The sequence below is a fragment of the Leisingera sp. MMG026 genome (assembly GCF_021654205.1).
Lineage (GTDB): Bacteria > Pseudomonadota > Alphaproteobacteria > Rhodobacterales > Rhodobacteraceae > Leisingera.
Genome location: NZ_JAKFZM010000023.1, coordinates 1 through 21,603 on the forward strand (window position 1 = coordinate 1; position 21,603 = coordinate 21,603).

At 61.7% G+C, this 21,603-nt stretch carries 18 protein-coding genes; 8 read left to right on the forward strand and 10 right to left on the reverse strand.

Features of this window, described 5'->3' with window-relative positions; genetic code table 11:
• Nucleotides 1–169: 169 nt before the first annotated feature.
• From L1069_RS13815 to L1069_RS13830, 4 genes are all read right to left on the reverse strand, one after another.
• Nucleotides 170–1,333, reverse strand: coding sequence for a M20 aminoacylase family protein (locus tag L1069_RS13815; protein ID WP_237456045.1), 1,164 nt, complete (start codon nucleotides 1,331–1,333; stop codon nucleotides 170–172).
• Nucleotides 1,334–1,367: 34 nt separating this feature from the next.
• Nucleotides 1,368–2,534 carry a M20 aminoacylase family protein gene (locus L1069_RS13820; protein ID WP_237456046.1) on the reverse strand — a complete coding sequence of 389 codons (1,167 nt, stop codon included), beginning with the start codon at nucleotides 2,532–2,534 and terminating at the stop codon, nucleotides 1,368–1,370.
• Nucleotides 2,535–2,717: 183 nt separating this feature from the next.
• Nucleotides 2,718–3,899: an acetylornithine deacetylase gene (gene argE, locus L1069_RS13825; RefSeq protein WP_237456047.1), complete on the reverse strand. Its 1,182-nt coding sequence runs from the start codon at nucleotides 3,897–3,899 to the stop codon at nucleotides 2,718–2,720.
• A gap of 2 nt (nucleotides 3,900–3,901) precedes the next feature.
• Complete coding sequence (locus L1069_RS13830) at nucleotides 3,902–5,722, reverse strand: ABC transporter ATP-binding protein (protein ID WP_129371427.1); 1,821 nt, start codon at nucleotides 5,720–5,722, stop codon at nucleotides 3,902–3,904.
• 342 nt (nucleotides 5,723–6,064) lie between these two features.
• Between L1069_RS13830 and L1069_RS13835 the strand changes: the two genes are divergently transcribed.
• From L1069_RS13835 to L1069_RS13850, 4 genes are all read left to right on the forward strand, one after another.
• Complete coding sequence (locus L1069_RS13835; RefSeq protein ID WP_129371428.1) at nucleotides 6,065–7,768, forward strand: peptide ABC transporter substrate-binding protein; 1,704 nt, start codon at nucleotides 6,065–6,067, stop codon at nucleotides 7,766–7,768.
• Between the two features lie 146 nt (nucleotides 7,769–7,914).
• Nucleotides 7,915–8,922: an ABC transporter permease gene (locus tag L1069_RS13840; RefSeq protein ID WP_129371429.1), complete on the forward strand. Its 1,008-nt coding sequence runs from the start codon at nucleotides 7,915–7,917 to the stop codon at nucleotides 8,920–8,922.
• Nucleotides 8,915–9,826, forward strand: a complete 912-nt coding sequence (locus tag L1069_RS13845) for an ABC transporter permease (protein ID WP_129371430.1) — start codon at nucleotides 8,915–8,917, stop codon at nucleotides 9,824–9,826. Before L1069_RS13840 ends, L1069_RS13845 begins: the two co-directional genes overlap by 8 nt.
• Nucleotides 9,827–10,057: 231 nt before the next feature.
• Complete coding sequence (locus tag L1069_RS13850) at nucleotides 10,058–11,131, forward strand: YeeE/YedE family protein (protein ID WP_237456048.1); 1,074 nt, start codon at nucleotides 10,058–10,060, stop codon at nucleotides 11,129–11,131.
• On the opposite strand, the gene L1069_RS13855 is transcribed toward L1069_RS13850, so the two are convergent.
• The 5 genes from L1069_RS13855 to L1069_RS13875 all read right to left on the reverse strand — a co-directional run bounded on the left by L1069_RS13855 (nucleotide 11,067) and on the right by L1069_RS13875 (nucleotide 17,438).
• Complete coding sequence (locus L1069_RS13855; protein ID WP_237456049.1) at nucleotides 11,067–12,347, reverse strand: DUF3422 domain-containing protein; 1,281 nt, start codon at nucleotides 12,345–12,347, stop codon at nucleotides 11,067–11,069. The genes L1069_RS13850 and L1069_RS13855 overlap by 65 nt on opposite strands.
• 221 nt (nucleotides 12,348–12,568) lie before the next feature.
• Nucleotides 12,569–14,086, reverse strand: coding sequence for an NAD(P)(+) transhydrogenase (Re/Si-specific) subunit beta (locus tag L1069_RS13860; RefSeq protein WP_237456050.1), 1,518 nt, complete (start codon nucleotides 14,084–14,086; stop codon nucleotides 12,569–12,571).
• A gap of 15 nt (nucleotides 14,087–14,101) precedes the next feature.
• Nucleotides 14,102–15,673: a Re/Si-specific NAD(P)(+) transhydrogenase subunit alpha gene (locus L1069_RS13865; protein WP_211038021.1), complete on the reverse strand. Its 1,572-nt coding sequence runs from the start codon at nucleotides 15,671–15,673 to the stop codon at nucleotides 14,102–14,104.
• Between the two features lie 138 nt (nucleotides 15,674–15,811).
• Nucleotides 15,812–16,261, reverse strand: coding sequence for an isoprenylcysteine carboxylmethyltransferase family protein (locus L1069_RS13870; RefSeq protein ID WP_237456051.1), 450 nt, complete (start codon nucleotides 16,259–16,261; stop codon nucleotides 15,812–15,814).
• Between the two features lie 223 nt (nucleotides 16,262–16,484).
• Nucleotides 16,485–17,438: an MBL fold metallo-hydrolase gene (locus tag L1069_RS13875; RefSeq protein WP_237456052.1), complete on the reverse strand. Its 954-nt coding sequence runs from the start codon at nucleotides 17,436–17,438 to the stop codon at nucleotides 16,485–16,487.
• A 146-nt stretch (nucleotides 17,439–17,584) separates the two neighbouring features.
• On the opposite strand from L1069_RS13875, the gene L1069_RS13880 reads away from it, so the two are divergent.
• The 4 genes from L1069_RS13880 (at nucleotide 17,585) to kynA (ending at nucleotide 20,988) form a co-directional block, all read left to right on the forward strand.
• Nucleotides 17,585–18,337: an SDR family oxidoreductase gene (locus L1069_RS13880; protein ID WP_237456053.1), complete on the forward strand. Its 753-nt coding sequence runs from the start codon at nucleotides 17,585–17,587 to the stop codon at nucleotides 18,335–18,337.
• The gene (locus L1069_RS13885; protein WP_134829518.1) at nucleotides 18,337–18,720 is read left to right on the forward strand and encodes an MmcQ/YjbR family DNA-binding protein; all 384 of its coding nucleotides are present in this window, start codon (nucleotides 18,337–18,339) and stop codon (nucleotides 18,718–18,720) included. The genes L1069_RS13880 and L1069_RS13885 overlap by 1 nt, the downstream gene beginning before the upstream one ends.
• A gap of 92 nt (nucleotides 18,721–18,812) precedes the next feature.
• Nucleotides 18,813–20,006 carry a kynureninase gene (gene kynU / locus L1069_RS13890; RefSeq protein ID WP_129371439.1) on the forward strand — a complete coding sequence of 398 codons (1,194 nt, stop codon included), beginning with the start codon at nucleotides 18,813–18,815 and terminating at the stop codon, nucleotides 20,004–20,006.
• Nucleotides 20,007–20,154: 148 nt separating this feature from the next.
• A complete protein-coding gene (kynA, locus tag L1069_RS13895) occupies nucleotides 20,155–20,988 on the forward strand; it encodes a tryptophan 2,3-dioxygenase (protein ID WP_237456054.1) in 834 nt (277 codons plus the stop codon).
• A gap of 33 nt (nucleotides 20,989–21,021) precedes the next feature.
• Here the strand turns inward: kynA and L1069_RS13900 are convergent, their stop codons facing one another.
• A complete protein-coding gene (locus tag L1069_RS13900) occupies nucleotides 21,022–21,603 on the reverse strand; it encodes a TetR/AcrR family transcriptional regulator (protein ID WP_237456055.1) in 582 nt (193 codons plus the stop codon).

The window sequence follows — 21,603 nt, forward strand, 5'->3', positions numbered from 1 at the left end:
TTACGCTTCCGCTCTTGGTTGTTGCCACGGCCACGCATGTGGTCCGGGCGGCAATTCAGCGATCGCAAGCTTCGACCGCGGAGATAAGCCGCGAGCTGGGCCCTTGCCTCGGCAAGTGAATTGAACCGCAGGCTCGTGAGGGGGCAAACAGCCCCCTCCCCGCATAAGGCTAAGCAGCCGGCATCCGCTGCTCGACGATCTCCGCCCACCAGCTGCAGCCTGCAGGGATCGCGTCATCGTTGAAGTTATACTCCGGATGATGCACCATCGCAGTATCGCCGTTGCCCATCAGAATATAAGCGCCCGGGCGCTCTTCCAGCATGAAGGCGAAATCCTCGCCGCCCATCACCAGCGGCGCGTCTTCGCAGGAACCGGAAACACTGGCGGCCACCTTGGCGGCGAACTCAGTCTGCGCGCCGTGGTTCGCCATCACCGGGTAACCGCGATGATAGGTGACATCTGCGGTGCCGCCAAAGGTCGCCGCGATACCGTTGCAGACCTCGTTGATCCGCTTCTCGGCCAGGTCGCGCATCTCCCCCGACATTGTGCGCACGGTGCCCTTGATCTGCACCTTCTGCGGGATCACGTTGAACGCCTTCGAGGACGTCTCAAACGAGGTCACCGAGACCACAATCTGATGCACCGGGTCGGCGTTGCGCGAGGCAATGATCTGCAACGCCAGCACGGCCTGGGCTGCCAGAACGGTGGTATCCACGGTTTCATGCGGCTTGGCAGCATGGCCGCCGCGGCCCTCGAAAGTGATGTCGAACTGGTCGGTGGCGGCAAAGAACGAACCGGGGCGGATGGCGAAGGAGCCCAGCGGCTGGCCCGGCCAATTGTGCAGGCCGTAGACTTCCTGGATGTTCCAGCGGTCCATCAGCCCGTCATTGCACATCACCTTGGCACCGCCGCCGCCTTCTTCGGCGGGTTGGAAGATCACCACCACGGTGCCGTCGAAATTCCGTGTCTCGGAAAGGTACTTAGCCGCGCCCAGCAGCATCGCGGTGTGGCCGTCGTGGCCGCAGGCATGCATCGCACCGGGGGTCTTGGAGGCATACTCCAGCCCGGTCTGCTCATGGATCGGCAGCGCGTCCATATCGGCGCGCAAGCCGATGACCTTGCCCGATGTGTCCGCCTTACCCTTGATCACGCCCACCACGCCGGTGCGGCCGATGCCGGTCACCACCTCGTCGCAACCGAATTCCTGCAGTTTTTCCGCGACCAGCGCGCTGGTACGGTGGGTTTCGAACAGGATTTCCGGGTTTTCGTGGATGTCACGGCGCCAGGCGGTGATTTCATCCTGCAGTTCGGCAAAGCGGTTCTTGACCGGCATTTCTCGCTCCTTTGGTTGTCTTTTCCCCGCAGCCTCAGGCCGCAGGCATTCTTCGTTCCACCAGCTCGGCAAACCAGCTGCATCCCAGCGGGATCGCCTCGTCGTCAAAGACATAGGCCGGGTGGTGGCACATCTGGGTGTCGCCGTTGCCGAGGAAGATATAGGCACCGGGGCGCTGCTCCAGCATGTAAGAGAAATCCTCGGATGGCATAATCGGCGGGGTCTCAGTGTCGACCTTGGCAGAGACCGCCTGCGCTGCCTCCACCGCATGGACGGTGCCGTTTTCATCATTGATTGTAACGGGGTAGCCTGGAACCCACTCGACCTCGGCTGTGGCGCCAAAGGCCGCCGCCGTGCTTTCGGCAACCCGGCGCACCCAATCCCCGGCCTGGGTGCGGCACTCCGGATCCAGGGTTCGGACGGTGCCTTGCAGCTTGGCGGTATGGGCAATCACGTTCGAAGCCGTGCTGTCGGTCTCAAACGTGCCGACGGTCAGCACCACCCGCTTTACCGGGTCGACGTTGCGCGAGACGATCGAATGCAGCGAGACCACGATCTGCGAGGCCACAAGCGTCGTATCAATCGCCTCATGCGGGGCGGCGGCATGGCCGCCCTTGCCGGTGACGGTGATGACAAATTCATCCGAAGACGCCATCAGCGGGCCGGGGCGGATGGCAAATTCACCCACTGGCAGGCCGGGCATATTGTGCAGGCCATAGACCTCCTGGATGCCCCAGCGGTCCATCAGCCCGTCGTCGCACATCGCCTTGCCGCCTGCGCCGCCTTCTTCTGCGGGCTGGAATATCAGCACCGCCTTGCCGTCAAAATTCCGTGTCTCAGAAAGGTACTTAGCCGCCCCCAGAAGGATCGATGTGTGGCCGTCATGGCCGCAGGCGTGCATCACGCCGGGCGTCTTGGAGGCATAGTCCACCCCCGAGGCTTCAGGGATTGGCAGCGCGTCCATATCAGCGCGCAGGCCGATAGCGCGGCCCGACGTATTGGTCCTGCCCTCGATCACCGCCACCACCCCGGTCTTACCCACGCCGGTGGTGATATCGGTGACGCCGAACTCCTTAAGCCGCTCCACCACAAAGGCGGCAGTCTCGTGCACCTCGTACATCAGTTCGGGGTTCTCGTGCAGGTGATGGCGCCAAGCGGTGATCTCCTGGTGCATCTCGGCAAAACGGTTCTTGGCCGGCATATTCCCCTCCCCTTTTTGTTTCAGGTTCCGTTGCGGCAGACTGTCCGCGAAAAAACTTAGCTTCGCAAGTATCCGGTCCCGCCGGGACGCGGCGGAACCCGCCAGGGCGGAGGTGGCATCCGTGCTCCCCCTGTGCAGCATCTGTACACCTTCAGCACCAATCTGAGCATGAAACGCCCGGTTTCAAGGCAGCGGAAAGTTCCCGCTCAGCTTCTCCACCAGCTTGCGCATGAAGTCGTGACCAGCGTTAAATTGGGCGATTGTGATAAATTCGTTGGGCTGATGCGCCTGCGCGATATCGCCGGGGCCGCAGATCACCGCAGAGTAGCCCGCCTGCTGGAACTGACCCGCCTCGGTGCCGTAGCTGACCACATGGGAGCCGTTGTCGCCGGTCACCCGGCGCACCAGCGCCTCTGCCTCGCCGTTTTGTTCCGGAACCAGTCCGGGCACGTCGAAATGCTTGGACACGTCAATGCGGGCCTCCGGGTGGATCATCTGCATCTCCGCTTCGATCTCGCGCACTTTGGCAATATAGGCGGCTTCCCAATCACTGGCGCTCTCCCCCGGCACAACCCGGAAATCCATCATGAACCGGCAGTCCTTGGCGGTGATGTTGTGGGCGGTGCCGCCTTCGATCATGCCGACGTGGCAGGTGGTCCAGGGCGGGGAGAACATCGCCTGCACCTCGCCCGGCTCCTTGGCCATATTCTCAGCGTTCTTCAGGTTGGCCCAGTCGATCAGCCGGGCGCCCTGCATAATAGCGCTGACACCGGTGTGCATCAGCGACGAATGCACTTCGAACCCGACCAAATGAGTGTCATAACCAGTGCCGCCCTTGTGGCCGGTGACGGCCTGCATCATCGACGGTTCGCCGACAATCACCGCCGCCCCCTTGGGCAGAACAGGCTGCATCGCGGCGATCATAGGCGGAGCGCCGGTGCAGCCGATCTCTTCGTCGAAACTCAGTGCCAGTTGCAGCGGTCGCTTAACGCCTTGGGTCTGCGCCTCCACCAGCGCCCAGATCGCCAGCGCATCAAAGCCCTTCATATCGCAGGTGCCGCGGCCGAAGTACTTGCCGTCTTTCTCGACCACGGTGAAAGGATCGGTGTCCCAGGGCTGGCCGTCCACAGGCACCACATCGGTGTGGCCCGAGAGCACCAAGGCACCCTCCTCCCAAGGACCAACATGGGCAAAGACGGCGGCCTTGTGCGATTGCTGCGGATCCACCCAACGGTGGCTTTCGATACCGTGCGAGGACAGGTATTCCTGCACCCAATCCACTAGCGGCAGGTTGGTGTCCCGGCTCACGGTCGGGAAGGAGACCAGCGCTTGCATGATCTCCAAAGGCGTCAATCTGGCGGCCATGATCAGTAGCCGCTGTCTGTGGTCAGCACGAAATGGCCGGGTTCCAGCTCCAGGTACTCCGACGGTTCCGGCTCATACCCCACTTCGTGGATCGGCGAGGGGATCGGTTTGAAGTTCAGCTCTTTCTCGGACTTGCGCTGGCGCGGATCAGCGATCGGGACCGCTTTCATCAGCGCCTGGGTGTAGGCGTGCAGCGGGTTTTCAAACACACGTTCGCGCGGACCGAGCTCAACGATGCGGCCCAGGTACATCACCCCGACCTGATGCGAGACGCGCTCCACCACTGCCATGTCGTGGCTGATGAACAGGAACGACAGGCCCAGTTCCGCCTGCAGCTCCATCATCAGGTTCAGCACCTGCGCCTGCACCGACACGTCAAGCGCCGAGACAGCCTCGTCCGCGACAATCAGCTTGGGGTTCAGGGCCAGCGCGCGGGCGATGGCGATCCGCTGGCGCTGACCGCCGGACATCTCGTGCGGGTAACGGCGCATGAAGCTGCGCGGCAAGTGCACCCGGTCGAACAGGCCAGCGACCCGGTCGTGCAGTTCCGAGCCAGAGGCCAGCCCATAGTTGCGCAAGGGTTCCGCCACCTGATCCACCAGCTGCATCTGCGGGTTCAGGGACGCAAAGGGATCCTGAAAGATCATCTGCATGTCCTGGCGCGCCTTGTGCATCTGGGAGGCGTTGAAACCCAGCACATCGCGGCCCTCAAACTCCACTTTGCCTGAATCAGGTTCCACCAGCCGCAGGATCGAGCGGCCGGCCGAGGATTTGCCGCAGCCGGATTCGCCAACCAGCGACAGAGTCTGGCCCTTGAACACCTTGAAAGAGACATCTTCTACTGCGTGGACATTAGAAATCGTGCGGCGAAACAGCCCGCCTTTGACCGGGAAACGGGTTGTCAGGTTCTGCACGTCCAGCAGCACCTCCTCCGTGCCCTTGATCGGTTCGATCTTCTGGCCTTCGACCCCAAGCAGCTTCATCGGCTCGGGGTATTTCTTGCCGCGCATCTCGCCGAGTTTTGGAACTGCGGCCAGCAGCGCCTTGGTGTAGTCGTGCTTGGGGTTCTCAAAAATCTCCTCGACGGAGCCTTCCTCAACCTTGTTGCCGCGGAACATAACAACGACGCGGTCGGCCATCTGGGCGACCACCGCCATGTCGTGGGTGATGAACATCACTGCGGTGCCGGTCTCGCGTTTCAGGCGGTCCATCAGCGCCAGGATCTCGGCCTGGATAGTCACATCCAGCGCGGTTGTGGGTTCGTCGGCGATCAAAAGCCGCGGCTCGCAGGCCATGGCCATGGCAATCACCACCCGCTGACGCATGCCGCCGGACAATTCATGCGGGTATTGTTTCAGGCGCCGTTCCGGCTCGGGGATGCGGACCTGGCTCAGCAGTTCCAGCGCACGTTCTTCGGCCTGGGACTTGGACATGTTCTTGTGGATGCGCAGACCCTCGGTCAGCTGGCGGCCCACCGTGAACACTGGGTTCAGCGCGGTCATCGGCTCCTGGAAGATCATGCCGATCTCGTTGCCTCGGATCTGCTTCATCATCTCCTGTTCGGTGCTGGCCAGATTGGTCTCGCCGCCCTCACGCCGGTTGAACAGCAGCTCGCCGCCCGCGATCTCTCCACCGCCGAACTCCACCAGCCGCATCAGCGACAGCGAAGAGACCGATTTGCCCGACCCGGATTCGCCCACGATGCAAACGGTTTCGCCCGGGCTGACATCAAAGGAGACATCTTCAACGCCGGTGACAGGGCCGTCCTTGGTCTGAAACTCCACCCGCAGATTTCTTATGGACGCAATGGTGTTGTCCAGCATGACGGCTCCCCTGCCTTATTATTGCCAAGCCTGCCGGGAACGGAGGCCTCAGCTTTCAGAGTAAACTCTACTTTGCACAAAAATGCTCATGCAAATAATGCATAGGGTGATCGAAATTGGAATTTGCAATTTCCGGTGAACTGGTCTTCGATACCACCAGTGGCTGCCTGCAATGCGCCCTGCGCCGGTCTGCCCGGCAAAATGTTAAGACTGCTTAGTTTCTTCGTTTTTTGGCTGCCTGCAGGCGCGAATGCTACATTTCCGCAGTGATGCGGCAATCGTCCGGGCCAAAGAGTCCGGCCAACAAAAAAGACACGAAACGTGTCCGACAAGGAGAGTGTGATGAAACTCAAATCCCTATTGATGGGGGCTGTTGCCACTGCCTCCCTCGCGCCGGCGGCCTTTGCCGAACGCGGGTCAGACGGCCAGGTCAACATCATTTATTGGCAGGCGCCGTCGATCCTGAACCCGTATCTGTCAAGCGGCACCAAGGACATCCAGTCCTCGTCGCTGGTGATTGAACCGCTAGCGCGCTACGACCCGCAGGGCAACATGGTTCCCTATCTTGCCGCAGAAATTCCAACTGTGGACAATGGCGGGGTCAGCGAGGATCTGACCTCTGTAACCTGGAAAATCGCGCCCGGCATGAAGTGGTCGGATGGCAGCGGTGTCACTGCGCATGACGTCAAGTTCACCGCAGACTACTGCATGCATCCCGAGGGCGGCTGCGCCCAGCTGACCAAATATGAAGGTGTCACCAATGTCGAAGCGCTGGATGATCTGACCGTCAAGGTCACCTTCGACAAGCCGACCCCCTTCCCCTACGGCCCGTTTGTGGGCGGCGAAGGCCCGATCCTGCAAAAGGCGCAGTTTGAAAACTGCACCGGTGCCCGGGCGCCGGAATGCACCGATGCCAACTTTGGCCCGATCGGCACCGGCCCGTTTGTGGTCGATGAATTCAAGCCGAACGACGTGATTACCATGTCGGCCAACCAAAATTACCGCGACCCGGCCAAGCCGGCCTTTGCCAAGGTTCTGTTCAAAGGCGGCGGTGACGCAACCGCTGCGGGGCGTGCCGTAATGGAAACCGGCGAGTTCGACTATGCCTGGAACCTGCAACTGGCGCCGGAAGTGATCGCCCAGATGGAAGCGGGCGGTAAAGGCACACCGGTTGCGGGCTTCGGTTCGCTGGTGGAACGCATCATGCTGAACCAGACCGATCCGTCATCAAGCCTGCCCGAGGGCGAGCGCGCGACTGCCAAGCATCCGCATCCGTTCCTGAAGGACCCGGCTGTCTATAAGGCGATGTCGATGGCCATCGACCGTCCGCTGCTGGTGGAAATCGGCTATGGCAAAGCAGGCGCAGTCAGCTGCAACTGGGTGCCCGCACCTGCGGCCTTTGCCTCCGACACCTTTGACTGCTCCACCCAGGACATCGAAGGCGCCAAGGCGATGCTGGAGGAAGCCGGCTACAAGGACACCAATGGCGACGGCGTGCGGGAAACCCCTGACGGCAAGCCGATGAAAATCCTGTATCAGACCTCAACCAACGCTGTGCGTCAGGACTTCCAGGCGCTGATCAAGGAATGGTGGAGCCAGATCGGCATCGAATCCGAGCTGCGCAACATCAACGCTTCGGTGTTCTTCGGCGGCGACCCGGGTTCGCCCGACACTTTCCAGAAGTTCTATGCCGACGTCGAAATGTACGCCAACAACTTTGACGGCACCGATCCGCAGGCCTACTTGGGCAACGGCCTGTGCGATCAGGCTCCGCGTCCGGACACGCAGTGGCAGGGCCAGAACATCTCGCGCTTCTGCAACGAGGAGTTCGACCAGCTGCACGCCGAGCTGAGCAAGACAGCCGGTCTGGAAGCGCGTGCCGAGATCGGCCGCCGCCTGAACGACATTATGGTTGAAAACGGCGGCATGATCCCGCTGGTGCACCGCGGCCGCTTGTCGGCGCATTCCAATACCCTGGGCGGTGTGAACCTGAACGTCTGGGACAGCGAGCTGTGGAACGCAGCTGACTGGTACCGCATCAAGTAAGCCCGGCTTGCTTTTCCGGGGCCCCGGCACATGCCGGGGCCCCTTGCCATCCGGAAGGGCAGCGCCGCAGCCCCCCGCATGGCCTGGACGCGGGGCCTCTCCCCGCATGTTCCGAATTCAATACAAGTTGCAAAGGCGCTTAGCAGATGCTGACCTTTACAATCCGGCGGCTGATCCTGGCAGTTCCGACACTGCTGTTCATCAGCCTCGTGATCTTCCTGCTGCTGGAGCTCGCCCCCGGCGATCCGATGGCGCAGGTTCCCCTGACCGTCCCCGCTGAAGTCAAAGAAAAGATGCGCCTGGCCCTGGGCCTGGGCGAGCCGATGCATATCCGGTTTTGGAAATGGCTGGTGCAGTTCTTTTGGATCGAACCGCAGGTGCTGATCGACAACATATTCGGCACCGGCCTGGCTGACGGCAAGCTCAGGGTGATTTCCTGGCAGACCCGCTCGCCAGTGATGGATATCGTGGTGCAGCGGATGCCGCAGACCCTGTGGGTGGTCGGCACCGCCTATGTGGTCGCCATCCTGATCGCGCTGCCGATCGGCATCTATTCCGCCTACCGTCAATACAGCTGGTTCGACCAGCTGGGCACATTCGTGTCGATGGTCGGCTTCTCGGTGCCGCCGTTCTTCTCAGGTGTGCTGGTGATCGTGATCTTTTCAGTGCAGCTGGGCTGGTTCCCGTCGATCTATGACACCACCCATGTGGTCGACAGCTGGGACAGCTTTGTCTATCAGCTGAAGCAGATGATCATGCCGGTGATGGTGCTGGCGCTGCAGATCACTGCACAGCTCAGCCGCTTTATGCGCGCCTCGATGCTGGACAACCTGAACCAGGATTATGTGCGTACCGCGCGGGCCAAGGGTCTCAGCGAATATGTCGTGGTGATGGTACATGTGCTGCGCAATTCGATGATCCCGGTGGTCACCGTGATTGCGCTGGGGATTCCGGCGATCTTTGGCGGCGCCATCATCACCGAGCAGGTGTTCAAGGTGAATGGCATCGGCCAGCTGCTGATCGGCGCCATTCAGGCCAACGACCTGCCGATGGTGCAGACGCTGACCTTTATCTTTGCGGTGCTGATCGTGCTGTTCAATCTGATAGCCGACGTGCTGTACGGCATTCTTGACCCGAGGATCCGCTATGACTGAGTTGAGCAATCCGCAACCTGCGAAACCGCCGCGCAGCCAGTGGCTGGACGTGTGGGACCAGTTCAAATCCCACCGTGGTGCGCTGATGGGCGGAGCCTTGTTCCTGTTTATCATCCTGGCGGTCTATCTCGGCCCCTACCTGTGGGACCTTGAGGCCACCAAGATCGACATCCGCGCCCGTAACCAGGGCCCCACTTGGGCGCATCCCTTTGGCACCGATCAGCTGGGCCGCGACATGCTGGCCCGGATGATGGCGGGTGGCGCCACCTCGGTTTCCGTCGGTCTGACGGCGATGCTGCTGGCACTGTTCCTGGGATCCTTCATCGGGGTTATGGCCGGTTTTTTCAAAAAGCTGGATGGGCCGCTGATGCGCCTCACCGACCTGTTCCTGGCGCTGCCGCTGTTGCCGCTGCTGCTGGTCATGATGCTGCTGTTCCGCGAACCGCTGAATGCGGCCTTTGGGCCGGAACAGGGGATTTTCATCCTGATCGTGGTCTCCATCGGGGTGACCAGCTGGATGCCAACCGCACGGATCGTGCGCGGCGATGTGCTGGCCCTGAAGGAGCGCGAGTTTGTGATGGCGGCGCGATCCATCGGCACCACCAACAGCGGGCTGATCACCCGGCATATCCTGCCCAACGTGCTGTCGCCCATCATGGTCTCGGCCACGCTGGGGATTGCCACTGCGATCATCACCGAATCGTCGCTCTCCTTCCTCGGCCTCGGCTTCCCGCCGGACTTCCCGACCTGGGGGCGGTTGCTGTTTGATGCCACAGATTACCTGCAGCAACACCCCGAGCGGGTGTTCTGGCCCGGCATGGCGATCTCCTTGACGGTGCTAAGCGTGAACTACCTCGGCGACGGGTTGCGCGATGCGCTGGACCCGCGGATCCGCGGGCGCTGAGGCGCAACACAAGCATACATTCAAATAAAAACATACCTTCTGGCCGCTTTCCCCAAAGCGGCCAGTTTGTTTTGCTGGCCGCGGTTTCTTGAAATCCGATTTCCCCCCGAACCGCATAAATTGGGAAAAGCGTCCCGACCTGACACCGCGAGCATGCCCGGCACCGCTTGCCTATGCAGTGAATACCCGCCATTTCGGGAAAACGTTCCGAATCCGCAGCAGGAGAGCGCAATGTTCGAAACATTCGGTTTTGAAGACACCACAGCACGGGAGGTTTCCGTCTTGTTCGCGTTGGCCATCGGCGTGCTGTTCGGCGCGCTGGCGCAGTTGACCCGTTTCTGCTTCCGCCGTGCGCTTGCAGGGGACGACCGGCGCCGGGCTGCTGGTGTCTGGGCGATGGCTTTGGCGGTTGCGGTCCTGGGCACGCAAGCTGCTGTGGCGCAGGGCTGGATCAGTTTTGCGGACCACCGGTTGCTAACCGGAGATCTGCCGCTGCTGGCAATCGCCGCAGGCGGGCTGATGTTCGGAGGCGGCATGATCCTGACCCGCGGATGCGCGTCGCGGCTGGTGGTTCTGGCAGGCAGCGGCAATCTGCGGGCACTGCTGGTGATCGCAGTTTTCGCTGTTACGGCCCATGCCACGCTCAAGGGCGTACTGGCGCCGCTTCGAACCGCGCTTGGTTCAGTCACGCTGCCCTTGGGGGAGCAGGTTTCGCTGGCTGCCCTGCCCGGTGGAGCGCTGTTGTGGAGCGCATTGATCGCCGCTGCCGCGCTGGCTGTTGCGCTGCGTTCGGGAAACCGCTTGCTGACACTGGGCGGCGGCGCCTTGATCGGCTTGCTGGTGCCCCTGGCCTGGGTTGGCACCGGCTTTGTGCTGTTTGACGAATTCGACCCGATCGCAATGGAGAGCCTGTCGTTCACCTCTCCGGCTGCGGACACATTGTTCTTTGTGATCGCCTCCAGCTCCATTCCTGCAGGCTTTGGGCCGGGGCTGATCGGCGGTGTGCTGCTGGGCGCCCTGGCGGCTTCGCTGCTGAGCGGCAGCTTCCAATGGCAAAGCTTTGAAAGCCCGCGCCAAACAGGCCGCTATCTGACCGGCGCCGTGCTGATGGGAACCGGCGGCGTTTTGGCAGGCGGTTGCACTGTGGGTGCGGGGCTGGCCGGCATCCCCACGCTAAGCATCGCTGCAGTGCTGGCGCTGGCCTTTATCGCACTTGGCGGCATCGGCATGAATGCCCTGCTTAATGCAGCTTCTTCCGAATCCGCTGGATCCCCAGCCACACCAAACCAACAACCGGCAGAGTGACCGCCGTGATCAGCAGCTTTTTATTCAGCCCGTAACGTTCGGCCAGCGGCAGGAAGAAGTCGGACACCAACGAGACCGCGTAATAGCTGACTGCCACCACTGACAGCCCCTCGACCGTGTGCTGCAGACGCAGCGCAAGATCGGCGCGGCGGTCCATACTGGCAAGCAGCGCCTGATTCTGCGCAGACCGTTCCACATCCACCCGGGTCCGCAGCAGCTCGCCTGCCCGGCGCGCCCTGCCCGCCAGCGCCTCCAGCCGTTTTTCCGCCGATTTCACCGTGCGCATGGCCGGCTCAAACCGCCGCAGCATGAATTCCGCCAGCGTCTGAAATCCTTCGTGGCGGCCTTCGCGCAGCAGGCTGACGCGCTGATTGACCAAAGCCTCGTAAGCACCCGTTGCGCCAAAGCGGAAGGCAGAGCGGGCTGCCATTGCCTCCAGCTCCGCCGATACTGTCAGCAGCTGCGACAGCGTTTGTTCGGCAGGCACGGTGCCGCTGGTCATCTCCACCATCATCTCGCTGAGATGCGTGTCCAGCGCACTGATGGTTGGTGTCAGGCCGCGGGCGCGGGAAAAGCCCAGCATCGCCATAGCCCGGTATGTCTCGATCTCGCACAGCCGCTGCACTATCCGGCCGATGCGCTGGCTTCCGGTCCCCGCACCCGGCAGCACGGCAAACCGCATGTGCCCGGCGGGGTCAATGCGAAAGTCCCCGGCGACCACGGCGCTGTCATCCAGTACCGGCGACACCGCCACGCTTTCCGGCACAAACCAGTCGTGCAGGGTAGCCTTCAGCCTGGCCGGAGCCGTGCGCGGCACCACCCGGATCAGCGCAGAGGTGATCCGCTGCCTCGGCGCCTGTGCCAGCCAGTCCTCGGGGAAGACATCGAAATCCGCCGGATCAAAGGCACGTGTGCTGACGCCGTCCCGGTAGACCGTGTAGCTGACGAATTCCGTGTGCTGCTCCCATTTGATCATGTGCCGCCCGATTTGCGCCGTGTGATGCGTTGCCCCCGGCTGCGGATGCGCTGCGCCATGGCGGTCCAGAAGGTCCGTCAGATGCTGGACATCCTGTTGCCTGTCGCGATGTTCGGCTTCCTGCGGCTGTTTTACCGCCAGGTAAACCACTGTGCAGGGGCTGGACATCGCGGGAAAGGGCCGCGCGTGCAGCTCATTGGTGAGCTGATAACGTAAAGGGTGATCCTGGATCAGGCGCATTGGGGTCTCCCGGGCAATGCCGCGGACCATAAAGCCTGAGGAAATGCATGTAAAGAACACTGGTATTTCAATATGTTATGTGGATGCCACGGTATACAGAGGCCATCCAAAGGGGCTCTGCCCCCAGCCTGCGGCTTCCCCCGGAGTATTTTGGACCAGAAAGAAGCAGCGCAGAAAAAAGGCGCCCCGGTTGGAGCGCCTTTTACAGGTTATCTGTTCTCTTAGCTGATCATGGTCAGCAGATTATCGAGGCTTGCCTTTGCGTCGCCGTAGAACATGCGGGTGTTTTCCTTGAAGAACAGCGGGTTCTCGATACCGGAGTAGCCGGTGCCCTGGCCGCGTTTGGAGACAAACACCTGTTTCGCTTTCCAGCACTCCAGAACCGGCATGCCGGCGATCGGCGAGTTGGGGTCCTCCTGGGCGGCCGGGTTGACGATGTCGTTGGAGCCGATCACGATGGCCACGTCGGTCTCCGGGAAGTCCTCGTTGATCTCGTCCATTTCCAGCACGATGTCGTAAGGAACTTTCGCTTCCGCCAGCAGCACGTTCATGTGCCCCGGCAGACGGCCGGCCACCGGGTGGATGGCAAAGCGCACGGTCTTCCCTTTGGCGCGCAGGCGGCGGGTCAGTTCGGCCACGTTCTGCTGCGCCTGCGCCACCGCCATGCCGTAGCCGGGGATGATCACCACAGAGTCGGCCTCGTCCAGCGCCGTCGCCACACCGTCGGCATCGATGGCGATCTGCTCGCCGTCGATTTCCATCGCCGGGCCCGCAGTGCCGCCGAAGCCGCCCAGGATCACCGACACAAACGACCGGTTCATCGCCTTGCACATGATGTAGGAGAGGATCGCACCCGAAGAGCCGACCAGCGCGCCGACCACGATCAGGAGATCATTGCCGAGGCTGAAGCCGATCGCCGCCGCGGCCCAGCCCGAGTAGCTGTTCAGCATCGACACCACCACCGGCATGTCGGCGCCGCCGATGCCCATGATCAGATGGTAGCCGATGAACAGCGCCGCCAGGGTCATCAGGAACAGCGGGAAGAAGCCGCCTGTGTTGAAGTACCAGATCAGGCTGAGGAAGGAGAGGCCCGCGGCACCGGCGTTCAGCATATGGCCGCCCGGCAGTTTGGTGGCCGCCGAGGTGAGCTTGCCCGCCAGCTTGCCAAAGGCGACAACCGAGCCGGTGAAGGTGATCGCGCCGATGAAGATGCCCAGGAACAGCTCAACCCGCAGGAAGGCGATTTCGGCACCAGTTTTCTTTGCCAGAAGCCCAGCGAACCCACCAAGTTCATTGACTATATTCGTCTTGGCGACAACTTGGTCAGCAATTTCGCCCCCCGTTTTACTCCAATCCGGCGACGCCTGAGGATAGTTTAATCCAGCATCGGCAAAGATTGCAGCAACATTGCCAAGCTCAATGTGAGCGATGAAGCCCACAAACACCGCGGCCAGGCCCACCAGCGAATGCATCGCCGCCACCAGCTGCGGCATCTCGGTCATCTGGACCTTCTTGGCGACATAGGTGCCGATGAGGCCGCCGCCGGCAATCAGCAAGAGCGACAACAGCCACAGGCCCGAGCCGGGGCCGATAATCGTGGCAAAAACCGCCAGCCCCATGCCGGCAATGCCGTACCAGACCGCGCGTTTGGCGCTTTCCTGGTTGGACAGGCCGCCCAAGGACAGGATGAAAAGAACTGCCGCAACAACATAGGCGGCGGTGGTGAAACCGTAATCCATTGTACCTGCCTCGCTTTAAGATTTCTGGAACATGGCAAGCATGCGCCGGGTGACGAGGAAGCCGCCGAAGATGTTGATCCCGGCCATGAAGACCGAAAGCGCCGCCAAGAGGATCACCAGCCAGCTGCCTGAGCCGATCTGCATCAAGGCGCCGAGGATGATGATCGAGGAGATCGCGTTGGTCACCGCCATCAGCGGTGTGTGCAAGCTGTGCGCCACGCCCCAGATCACCTGGAAGCCCACAAAGCAGGCCAGCGCAAAGACGATGAAATGCTGCATGAAGCTGACCGGCGCAAAGAGCCCCACCAGCAGCAAGAGCGCGCCGCCGCCTGCCAGCAAAATCACCTGGCTTTTGGTCTGCGCCTTGAAGGCCGCAACCTCCTGGGCGCGTTTTTCTTCCGGTGTCAGCTCCGGCACGGTTTCCTTGGGCTTGGCGGCAATTGCCTGCACTTTGGGCGGCGGCGGCGGGAAGGTGATCTCACCCGCAAAGGCCACGGTGGCGCCGCGGATCACGTCGTCCTCCATGTCGTGATTGACCTGGCCGTCTTTTTCCGGTGTCAGATCCGTCATCATATGGCGGATGTTGGTGGCATATAGCGTCGAGGCCTGCGCCGCCATCCGGCTGGGGAAGTCGGTATAGCCAATGATCGTCACGCCATTGTCTGTAACGATCTTATCGTCCGCCACGGTCAGCTTGCAGTTGCCGCCCTTTTCCGCCGCAAGGTCGACAATGACCGAGCCGGGCTTCATCGCCGCGACCATATCCTCGGTCCACAGCTCAGGTGCTTCGCGGTTGGGGATCAGCGCGGTGGTGATGACGATGTCCACCTCAGGCGCCAGCTCGCGGAATTTGGCCAGCTGCGCCTCGCGGAATTCCGGCGAGGAGACCGAGGCATAACCGCCGGTGGCGGCACCGTCCTGCTGGGCTTCCTCAAAGTCGAGATAGACAAATTCGGCGCCCATGCTCTCGACCTGCTCGGCCACTTCCGGGCGCACGTCAAACGCCAGGGTGATCGCGCCAAGCGAGGTTGAGGTGCCGATGGCCGCCAGACCGGCAACACCGGCGCCAACCACCAGAACCTTGGCCGGGGGCACTTTGCCCGCCGCGGTGATCTGGCCGGTGAAGAAGCGGCCGAAGTTGTTGCCCGCTTCAATCACAGCGCGGTAGCCCGCGATATTGGCCATTGAGCTGAGCGCATCCATCTTCTGCGCGCGGCTGATCCGCGGCACCATTTCCATGGCGATCACATTGGCGCCCTTGGATTTGGCCAGCTCCATGCCCTCTTCATTCCCGGCGGGGTTGAAGAAGGAGATCAGCGTCTTGCCCTTGGTCAGCCGTTTCAGCTCGGTCGCATCCGGCTGGCGCACCTTGGCGATGATATCGGATGCTTTCCACAACGCTGCCGGTGTCTTGATGATCTCGACGCCCGCCGCTTCATAGACTGCGTCAGAAAAACCTGCAGCCGCACCGGCCCCGGCTTCGATCGCGCAATCATAGCCGAGTTTCTGCAACTGCTTGGCAGAGTCCGGCGTCATGCCGACCCGGTTCTCGCCCGCAAATGTTTCTTTTGGTGTCCCTATTTTCACCTTATGGGTCCCCCTCGTCTTGCCCGTGCCAGCAATGCCTAGGTACGGATCACAATGATTTTCTTTACTATGCGCAAGATTGTTGCGCAAGGATTTTGCTGCATTGCCGCAAAGTCATGCTGCAATGCCGCGTTCCGATCAGATCCAGCGGCGCACCTTTTTCTCATAGCGGGCCCAGTCCGCCCGGAAGGTCCGCCGCAGCCTGTCTTCTTCGGGAATGACAAACCGGCTTTCCAGTAGCCACAGGAAGATGGGGATCAACGGCAGCGCCAGCACTGCGTCAAACCACAGCACAAGGCCCGCGAGGATCAGAACATCGCCCAAATAGATCGGGTTGCGGCTGCGGCTGAAGATCCCTGACTGCACCAGCCGGCTGGGTGTCTGGTGCGGAATGACCGTGGTTTTTTGCCGCCGCATCTCGGTTATGGCGAGCAAAGCCAGCAAGAGGCCGCCACCCAGCAGAATACCACCCAGGAACCCGGCCCATGCCCCCCCGAAAGAAAGCCCGAATGCGGCATGAACCGACTGCAGCCAGGCCGTCAGAACAAAGCCTGCCAGCCAGACGGGCGGCACATCCAGCCACCGCATCACGCCCTGCTCTTTTGCAGAATATGTCCTGAAATCATACGCATTTCGGGCAATCTTTCCTTATCCGGCTTGCTCGTCCAGACCTGTTCGGGCGGGACTTTCAGAAAAGGACAAATTGCCCCCGATGCTGCAGAAACGACGAATCTGTTCCGGCTTGCGGCATGATCCTGCATAGATTTGCCCGAAAGCCTACGTATATTTATGTGTACTGAAGCGGAGGGGCTTATTCCCATTCCATTTCCTCGAACACCCGGCCTGCGTTTTTGGTAGCCAGTTCCTCGAATGTGTCCAACCCCTTCCATTGCTCCTGATCCACATAGTAGGCGCTGGCGAGGTCTCCGCCGTCCTCGATATGGGCGCCGACCTTGGCCCGCAGGTCCACCAGATAGTCAAAGGTATAGCGGCGCAGCTGCGGCAAATTGGTCGGGTGGCCATGGCCCGGGATGACATAGGCGGGGTTGAGCGGTTCCAGCTTGTCCTGCCAGGTCTCAACCCAGCATTTGGTGCAGGTGTGCGGAAAGACCGGCAGCATCCGTTCGTGAAAGGCGATGTCGCCGGCGATCATCAGGTTCCACGCGGGAATCCAGACCTGGATGTCGCCGGGATCATGCGCCGGGCCCAGGTTCAGAACCTGAATTTCCACCTCCCCAAGGCTAAGCTCATAGCGGTCGTCAAAGGACAGGTTGGCATGTTCCACCCGCGTATCGCCGGCCCGGTCCTTGTTGTAGCCGCGCATGCGCTGCAGGATCATATCGCTGTTTTCCTGCGTTTCTGCAATTGCCTCGGCATGGGCCAGTACATCCACGCCCTGGTCGCGCCAATAGCCATTGCCCAGCATGGCATGGCCCTGGCCGTTTTCATTGATCACCAGCACCACGGGCTGATCGGTCACTTGCCTGATTTCCTGATGCAGCGCCTTGGCCAGCGCGTCCGAGGCACCGGCATTCACCACCACCACTCCTTCGCCGGTCACGATGAAGGACAGGTTGTTGTTGTGGCCTGCATTCTCATAGGTCGGCGGGGCCGTGGCGCCGATGGCGGAGAACACATGCGGGATGACCTCCACCGGTTTGGAGTAGAGTTCGGACTGGGGGTATTGGTCGGCAATGTCTTCGCTTGCCTGCGCGGCAATGGGCATCAGCAGGGCTGCGCAGGCAGCGGCGGCAAAAGCTTTCATTGGTATCTCCCTGAACGTTTGCCGCAACATTCACACATGTGAATATAACTGTAAACGCCAGACCCATGCGGCGTGACGGCACGGCGGGCTTGCCTGAGCGCTCTGCCCGGATAGGCTGTGCCGCAAAACAGGGAGGCCGGACGTTCATGACATTGACAGGCAAACACGCGCTGGTGACCGGCGGCGGCACCGGGATCGGGCGGGCCATCGCCCAAGGGCTGGCAGCGGAGGGAGCACACGTCACCATCACCGGACGGCGGCAAGAGGTTCTGGAAGAAGCCGCAACGGAGAACCTGCATCCCCTGGCCATGGATGTACGCAGCGAGGAGGACGTGGCGGCCAGGATTGCCGCCGCGGTTGAGGCGCGCGGCCCCATTCAGATCTGCGTGGCCAATGCCGGCGTTGCCGAGGGCGCTGCGCTGCACAAGACAACGATGGAGTTCTGGCGCAACATGATGGCGACCAATCTGGACGGGGCCTTTCTGACCATCCGCGAATGTTTCAAATCGATGCGGCAGACCGATTGGGGCCGGGTCATCACCGTTTCATCCATCGCCGGGCTGCGGGGGCTGAAAGGCGCCGCCTGCTATTCCGCCAGCAAACACGGGATGATCGGCCTCACCCGCGCGCTGAGCGAGGATTATCTGGGCACGCCCTTCACCTTTAACGCGCTATGCCCCGGATACGTGGACACGCCGATTGTCGAGCGCAACATCACATCAATCGCCCAGCGCGCCGGGATGAGCGCGGTGGAGGCGCTGGACGTGATGGTCAACGCCAACCGCCACAAGCGGCTGATCGAACCCGGCGAAGTCGCCGCCGCGGCGCTTTGGTTGTGCGGACCGGGGTCGGGATCCATCAATGGCCAGTGCATCGAGATTTCAGGAGGGCAAACCTGATGGACCGCAAGGAATTCAACACATTCTGCGCCACCTTCCCCGCCGCTGAACATGTGGTCCAATGGGGTAACTCCGACGTCTGGAAAGCAGGCGGCAAGCTGTTTGCGGTCTGCGGCTGGGCCGGCGGCAAGGATGCCTTCACATTCAAGGCAGGAGAAATTGCCTTTGAAGTGCTGCAGGAACGTCCCGGCGTCCGTCCGGCACCCTATTTGGCATCACGCGGGATGAAGTGGTTGCAGCATTTTGAAGCCCCCGGCCTGTCAGATGCTGAGCTGCAGGAACAGATCACCCTGTCCTACCAGATGGTCACTGCAGGATTGTCCAAACGCAAACGGGCTGAGTTCGGCATTCCCGATCCCCAGCCCGCCGCCGGTCAGGGCTGACGCAGGCAGCCGGCCTCTGGACAGAATGCAATGGATACGATAGCAAACCGCAAAGCTTTAAGCTTGAAATACCCACCTGACGCGAGGCCCTGATGACCGATTTTGCAGCGACCAAGGCGATGTTCGACTTGCCGGAAGGCATGATCTATCTGGACGGAAACTCGCTGGGGCCGCTGCCCCGTGCCGCCAAGGACCGTGTTGGCGCGATGATGCAGGACGAATGGGGCCGGATGCTGATCACCGGCTGGAACAAGGCCGGCTGGATGGACAAGCCCAAGGCGCTGGGAGATCGCATCGGGCGGCTGATCGGGGCGGAGCCGGGCCATGTGGTGATGGGCGACACGCTGTCGATCAAAGTCTATCAGGCGGTGGCTTCGGCACTGGAGCTGAACCCGGGCCGCAAGGTGGTGCTGTCAGACAATGGCAACTTCCCCACCGATCTCTATATGGCGGGCGGGCTGCTGAAATCGCTGGGGCCGGACTATGAGCTGCGGGTGGTGGACCCGGAAGCGGTGGAGGAAAACATCACCGACGAGATCGCGGTTCTGATGATCACCGAAGTTGACTACCGCACCGGCCGCAAGCACGAGATGAAAGCGCTGACCGAAAAGGCCCATGCCAACGGCGTGCTGACGGTCTGGGATCTGGCCCACTCAGCCGGTGCTGTTCCCGTGGATCTGGCGGGTTGCCGCGCCGATTTTGCGGTTGGCTGCAGCTACAAATACCTCAATGGCGGCCCCGGCGCGCCGGCCTTCATTTATGTTGCCCCCCGCCACGCGGAACACGTCCGCCCGGCGCTGTCCGGCTGGCTGGGGCATGAAGCGCCTTTTGCCTTTGACCTCGACTACCGCCCCGGCAATGGCATCGACCGGATGCGCGTCGGTACTCCGCCGATCCTGCAGCTGACCGCGCTGGAGGCGGCAATGGATATCTGGGACATGGCGGACATGGAAACCGTGCGTGCCAAATCCATCGCACTGTGCGATCTGTTCATCACCGAGGTAGAGAAAACCTGCCCGCAGCTGGAACTGGCCTCGCCGCGCGACCCGGAGTTCCGCGGCAGCCAGGTGTCGTTCAAATTCACTTACGGCTATGCCGCCATGCAGGCGCTGATCGGCCGCGGCGTGATCGGCGATTTCCGCGCACCCGATATTATGCGCTTCGGCTTTACGCCGCTCTATATTAACGAGGACGACGTGCGCGCAGCGGCCCGGATCATTGCCGATGTCATGAACAACGCCCTGTGGGACCGTGCCGAATACAAAGTGCGCAACGCGGTTACCTGATGCGAACCACCCGCTCATACCATCTGCCGCTGTGCCGCCCGGCGGGCTGGGTCGCGCTGTGGCGCCGGCTGGCCCAATGCGGCACCCTGAACCGGAGAAACCCTTCCTTTCCCTGAACCGTGATACACTTTGGAAAAGGAAGACTTTGATGACAAAACCCTATGATCCCGCCGACGACGGAGCGCAGATGTCCTTTGACGGGCGGATGTCTTATGGCGATTACCTGTCGCTGGACATGCTGCTGAACGCGCAGAAGACATGGACCAATACCCATGACGAGATGCTGTTCATCATTCAGCACCAGACCTCGGAACTGTGGATGCGGCTGGCCATTCACGAACTGACCGCCGCCCGTGAACGCCTGCTGGGCGGCAAGGCGCATCAGGCCTTCAAAATGCTGGCCCGTGTGGCGCGCATTTTTGAGCAGCTGAACTCTGCCTGGGACGTGCTGCGCACCATGACGCCCTCGGACTACACCGCGTTCCGGGACGAGCTGGGCCAAAGCTCCGGCTTCCAGTCGCACCAGTACCGGCAGATCGAATTCATGCTGGGCAACCGCAACACGGCGATGCTGCGCCCGCACGTCCACCGCCCGGACATCCTGGCACTGCTGGAGGCAGAGCTGGCGCAGCCCTCGCTCTATGACGTAGCGTTGAAGGCGCTGGCGCGCAGCTTCCCGCTACCGGACGAAGTGCTGAACCGGGATCTGGCCGGGGCATATGTACCGCATGAGGCCGTGCAAACCGCCTGGACCGAAGTCTACCGCGACACCGAAACACATTGGGAGCTGTATGAACTGGCCGAGAAGCTGGTGGACTTCGAGGATTGTTTCCGCCGCTGGCGCTTCAACCATGTGACCACAGTGGAGCGGGTGATCGGCTTCAAGCGCGGCACCGGCGGCACCGGCGGCGTCAGCTATCTGAAACGGATGCTGGAGGTGGAGTTGTTCCCCGAGCTGTGGCACCTGCGCACCGAGCTTTGATGCGCACGCGGGCCGGTTCGTCCGGCCCGCCCGTCAGCGCGGCGTCAGCCCGGCCCCGAACAGCGCCGCCAGCTGGCGCACGCCTTCCAGGTAGGTGGCGTAATCCCCGGCTGATTGCTTGATACCCTTGAGGGACGCGCAAATGGTCCGGGCAATCACTTCGGCCTGCCCGTTCAGCACCGCCTGCCCGGTCTCTGCCTGCTGTTGCAACCAAGTGGCATAAAGCCCGCGCAAAGCTGCTTCGCCCTCTTCGATTTCCTTACCGGCGACGTTCTTAGTGACTTCGAACAGCTCCATTCCGTGCGGCGAGGCCATCATCGACTCAATCGCTTCGCCGCCCTGCCCCTCAAAGGCCGCCAAAAGGCGCTTGGCCAGGGTTCCTTCGGAGGCCAGCCCGGCCCGGACATTCTCCGCAGTATTGTCATAATACGCGGCGACAAGCGCCCGGAAAATCGCCTCTTTGTTCCTGAAATGCAAATACAGCGCCGGCCGCGACATGCCCGCACTCTTGGCAATGTCATCCATCGAGGTCTTGCGGAACCCATAGGTAGAGAACGCTGCCCATGCGGCGCCCAGGATTACCTGCTGTTTCGGATCAATGCCTGCCATGTTCAT

What these genes read in the sequence shown, in the direction of transcription:
- L1069_RS13815 (WP_237456045.1), bottom strand. Translation starts at nt 1,333, where the DNA reads ATGCCGGTCAAGAACCGCTTTGCCGAACTGCAGGATGAAATCACCGCC.
- L1069_RS13820 (WP_237456046.1), bottom strand. Translation starts at nt 2,534, where the DNA reads ATGCCGGCCAAGAACCGTTTTGCCGAGATGCACCAGGAGATCACCGCT.
- argE (WP_237456047.1), bottom strand. Translation starts at nt 3,899, where the DNA reads ATGGCCGCCAGATTGACGCCTTTGGAGATCATGCAAGCGCTGGTCTCC.
- L1069_RS13830 (WP_129371427.1), bottom strand. Translation starts at nt 5,722, where the DNA reads ATGCTGGACAACACCATTGCGTCCATAAGAAATCTGCGGGTGGAGTTT.
- L1069_RS13835 (WP_129371428.1), top strand. Translation starts at nt 6,065, where the DNA reads ATGAAACTCAAATCCCTATTGATGGGGGCTGTTGCCACTGCCTCCCTC.
- L1069_RS13840 (WP_129371429.1), top strand. Translation starts at nt 7,915, where the DNA reads ATGCTGACCTTTACAATCCGGCGGCTGATCCTGGCAGTTCCGACACTG.
- L1069_RS13845 (WP_129371430.1), top strand. Translation starts at nt 8,915, where the DNA reads ATGACTGAGTTGAGCAATCCGCAACCTGCGAAACCGCCGCGCAGCCAG.
- L1069_RS13850 (WP_237456048.1), top strand. Translation starts at nt 10,058, where the DNA reads ATGTTCGAAACATTCGGTTTTGAAGACACCACAGCACGGGAGGTTTCC.
- L1069_RS13855 (WP_237456049.1), bottom strand. Translation starts at nt 12,347, where the DNA reads ATGCGCCTGATCCAGGATCACCCTTTACGTTATCAGCTCACCAATGAG.
- L1069_RS13860 (WP_237456050.1), bottom strand. Translation starts at nt 14,086, where the DNA reads ATGGATTACGGTTTCACCACCGCCGCCTATGTTGTTGCGGCAGTTCTT.
- L1069_RS13870 (WP_237456051.1), bottom strand. Translation starts at nt 16,261, where the DNA reads ATGCGGTGGCTGGATGTGCCGCCCGTCTGGCTGGCAGGCTTTGTTCTG.
- L1069_RS13875 (WP_237456052.1), bottom strand. Translation starts at nt 17,438, where the DNA reads ATGAAAGCTTTTGCCGCCGCTGCCTGCGCAGCCCTGCTGATGCCCATT.
- L1069_RS13880 (WP_237456053.1), top strand. Translation starts at nt 17,585, where the DNA reads ATGACATTGACAGGCAAACACGCGCTGGTGACCGGCGGCGGCACCGGG.
- L1069_RS13885 (WP_134829518.1), top strand. Translation starts at nt 18,337, where the DNA reads ATGGACCGCAAGGAATTCAACACATTCTGCGCCACCTTCCCCGCCGCT.
- kynU (WP_129371439.1), top strand. Translation starts at nt 18,813, where the DNA reads ATGACCGATTTTGCAGCGACCAAGGCGATGTTCGACTTGCCGGAAGGC.
- kynA (WP_237456054.1), top strand. Translation starts at nt 20,155, where the DNA reads ATGACAAAACCCTATGATCCCGCCGACGACGGAGCGCAGATGTCCTTT.
- L1069_RS13900 (WP_237456055.1), bottom strand. Translation starts at nt 21,603, where the DNA reads ATGAACATGGCAGGCATTGATCCGAAACAGCAGGTAATCCTGGGCGCC.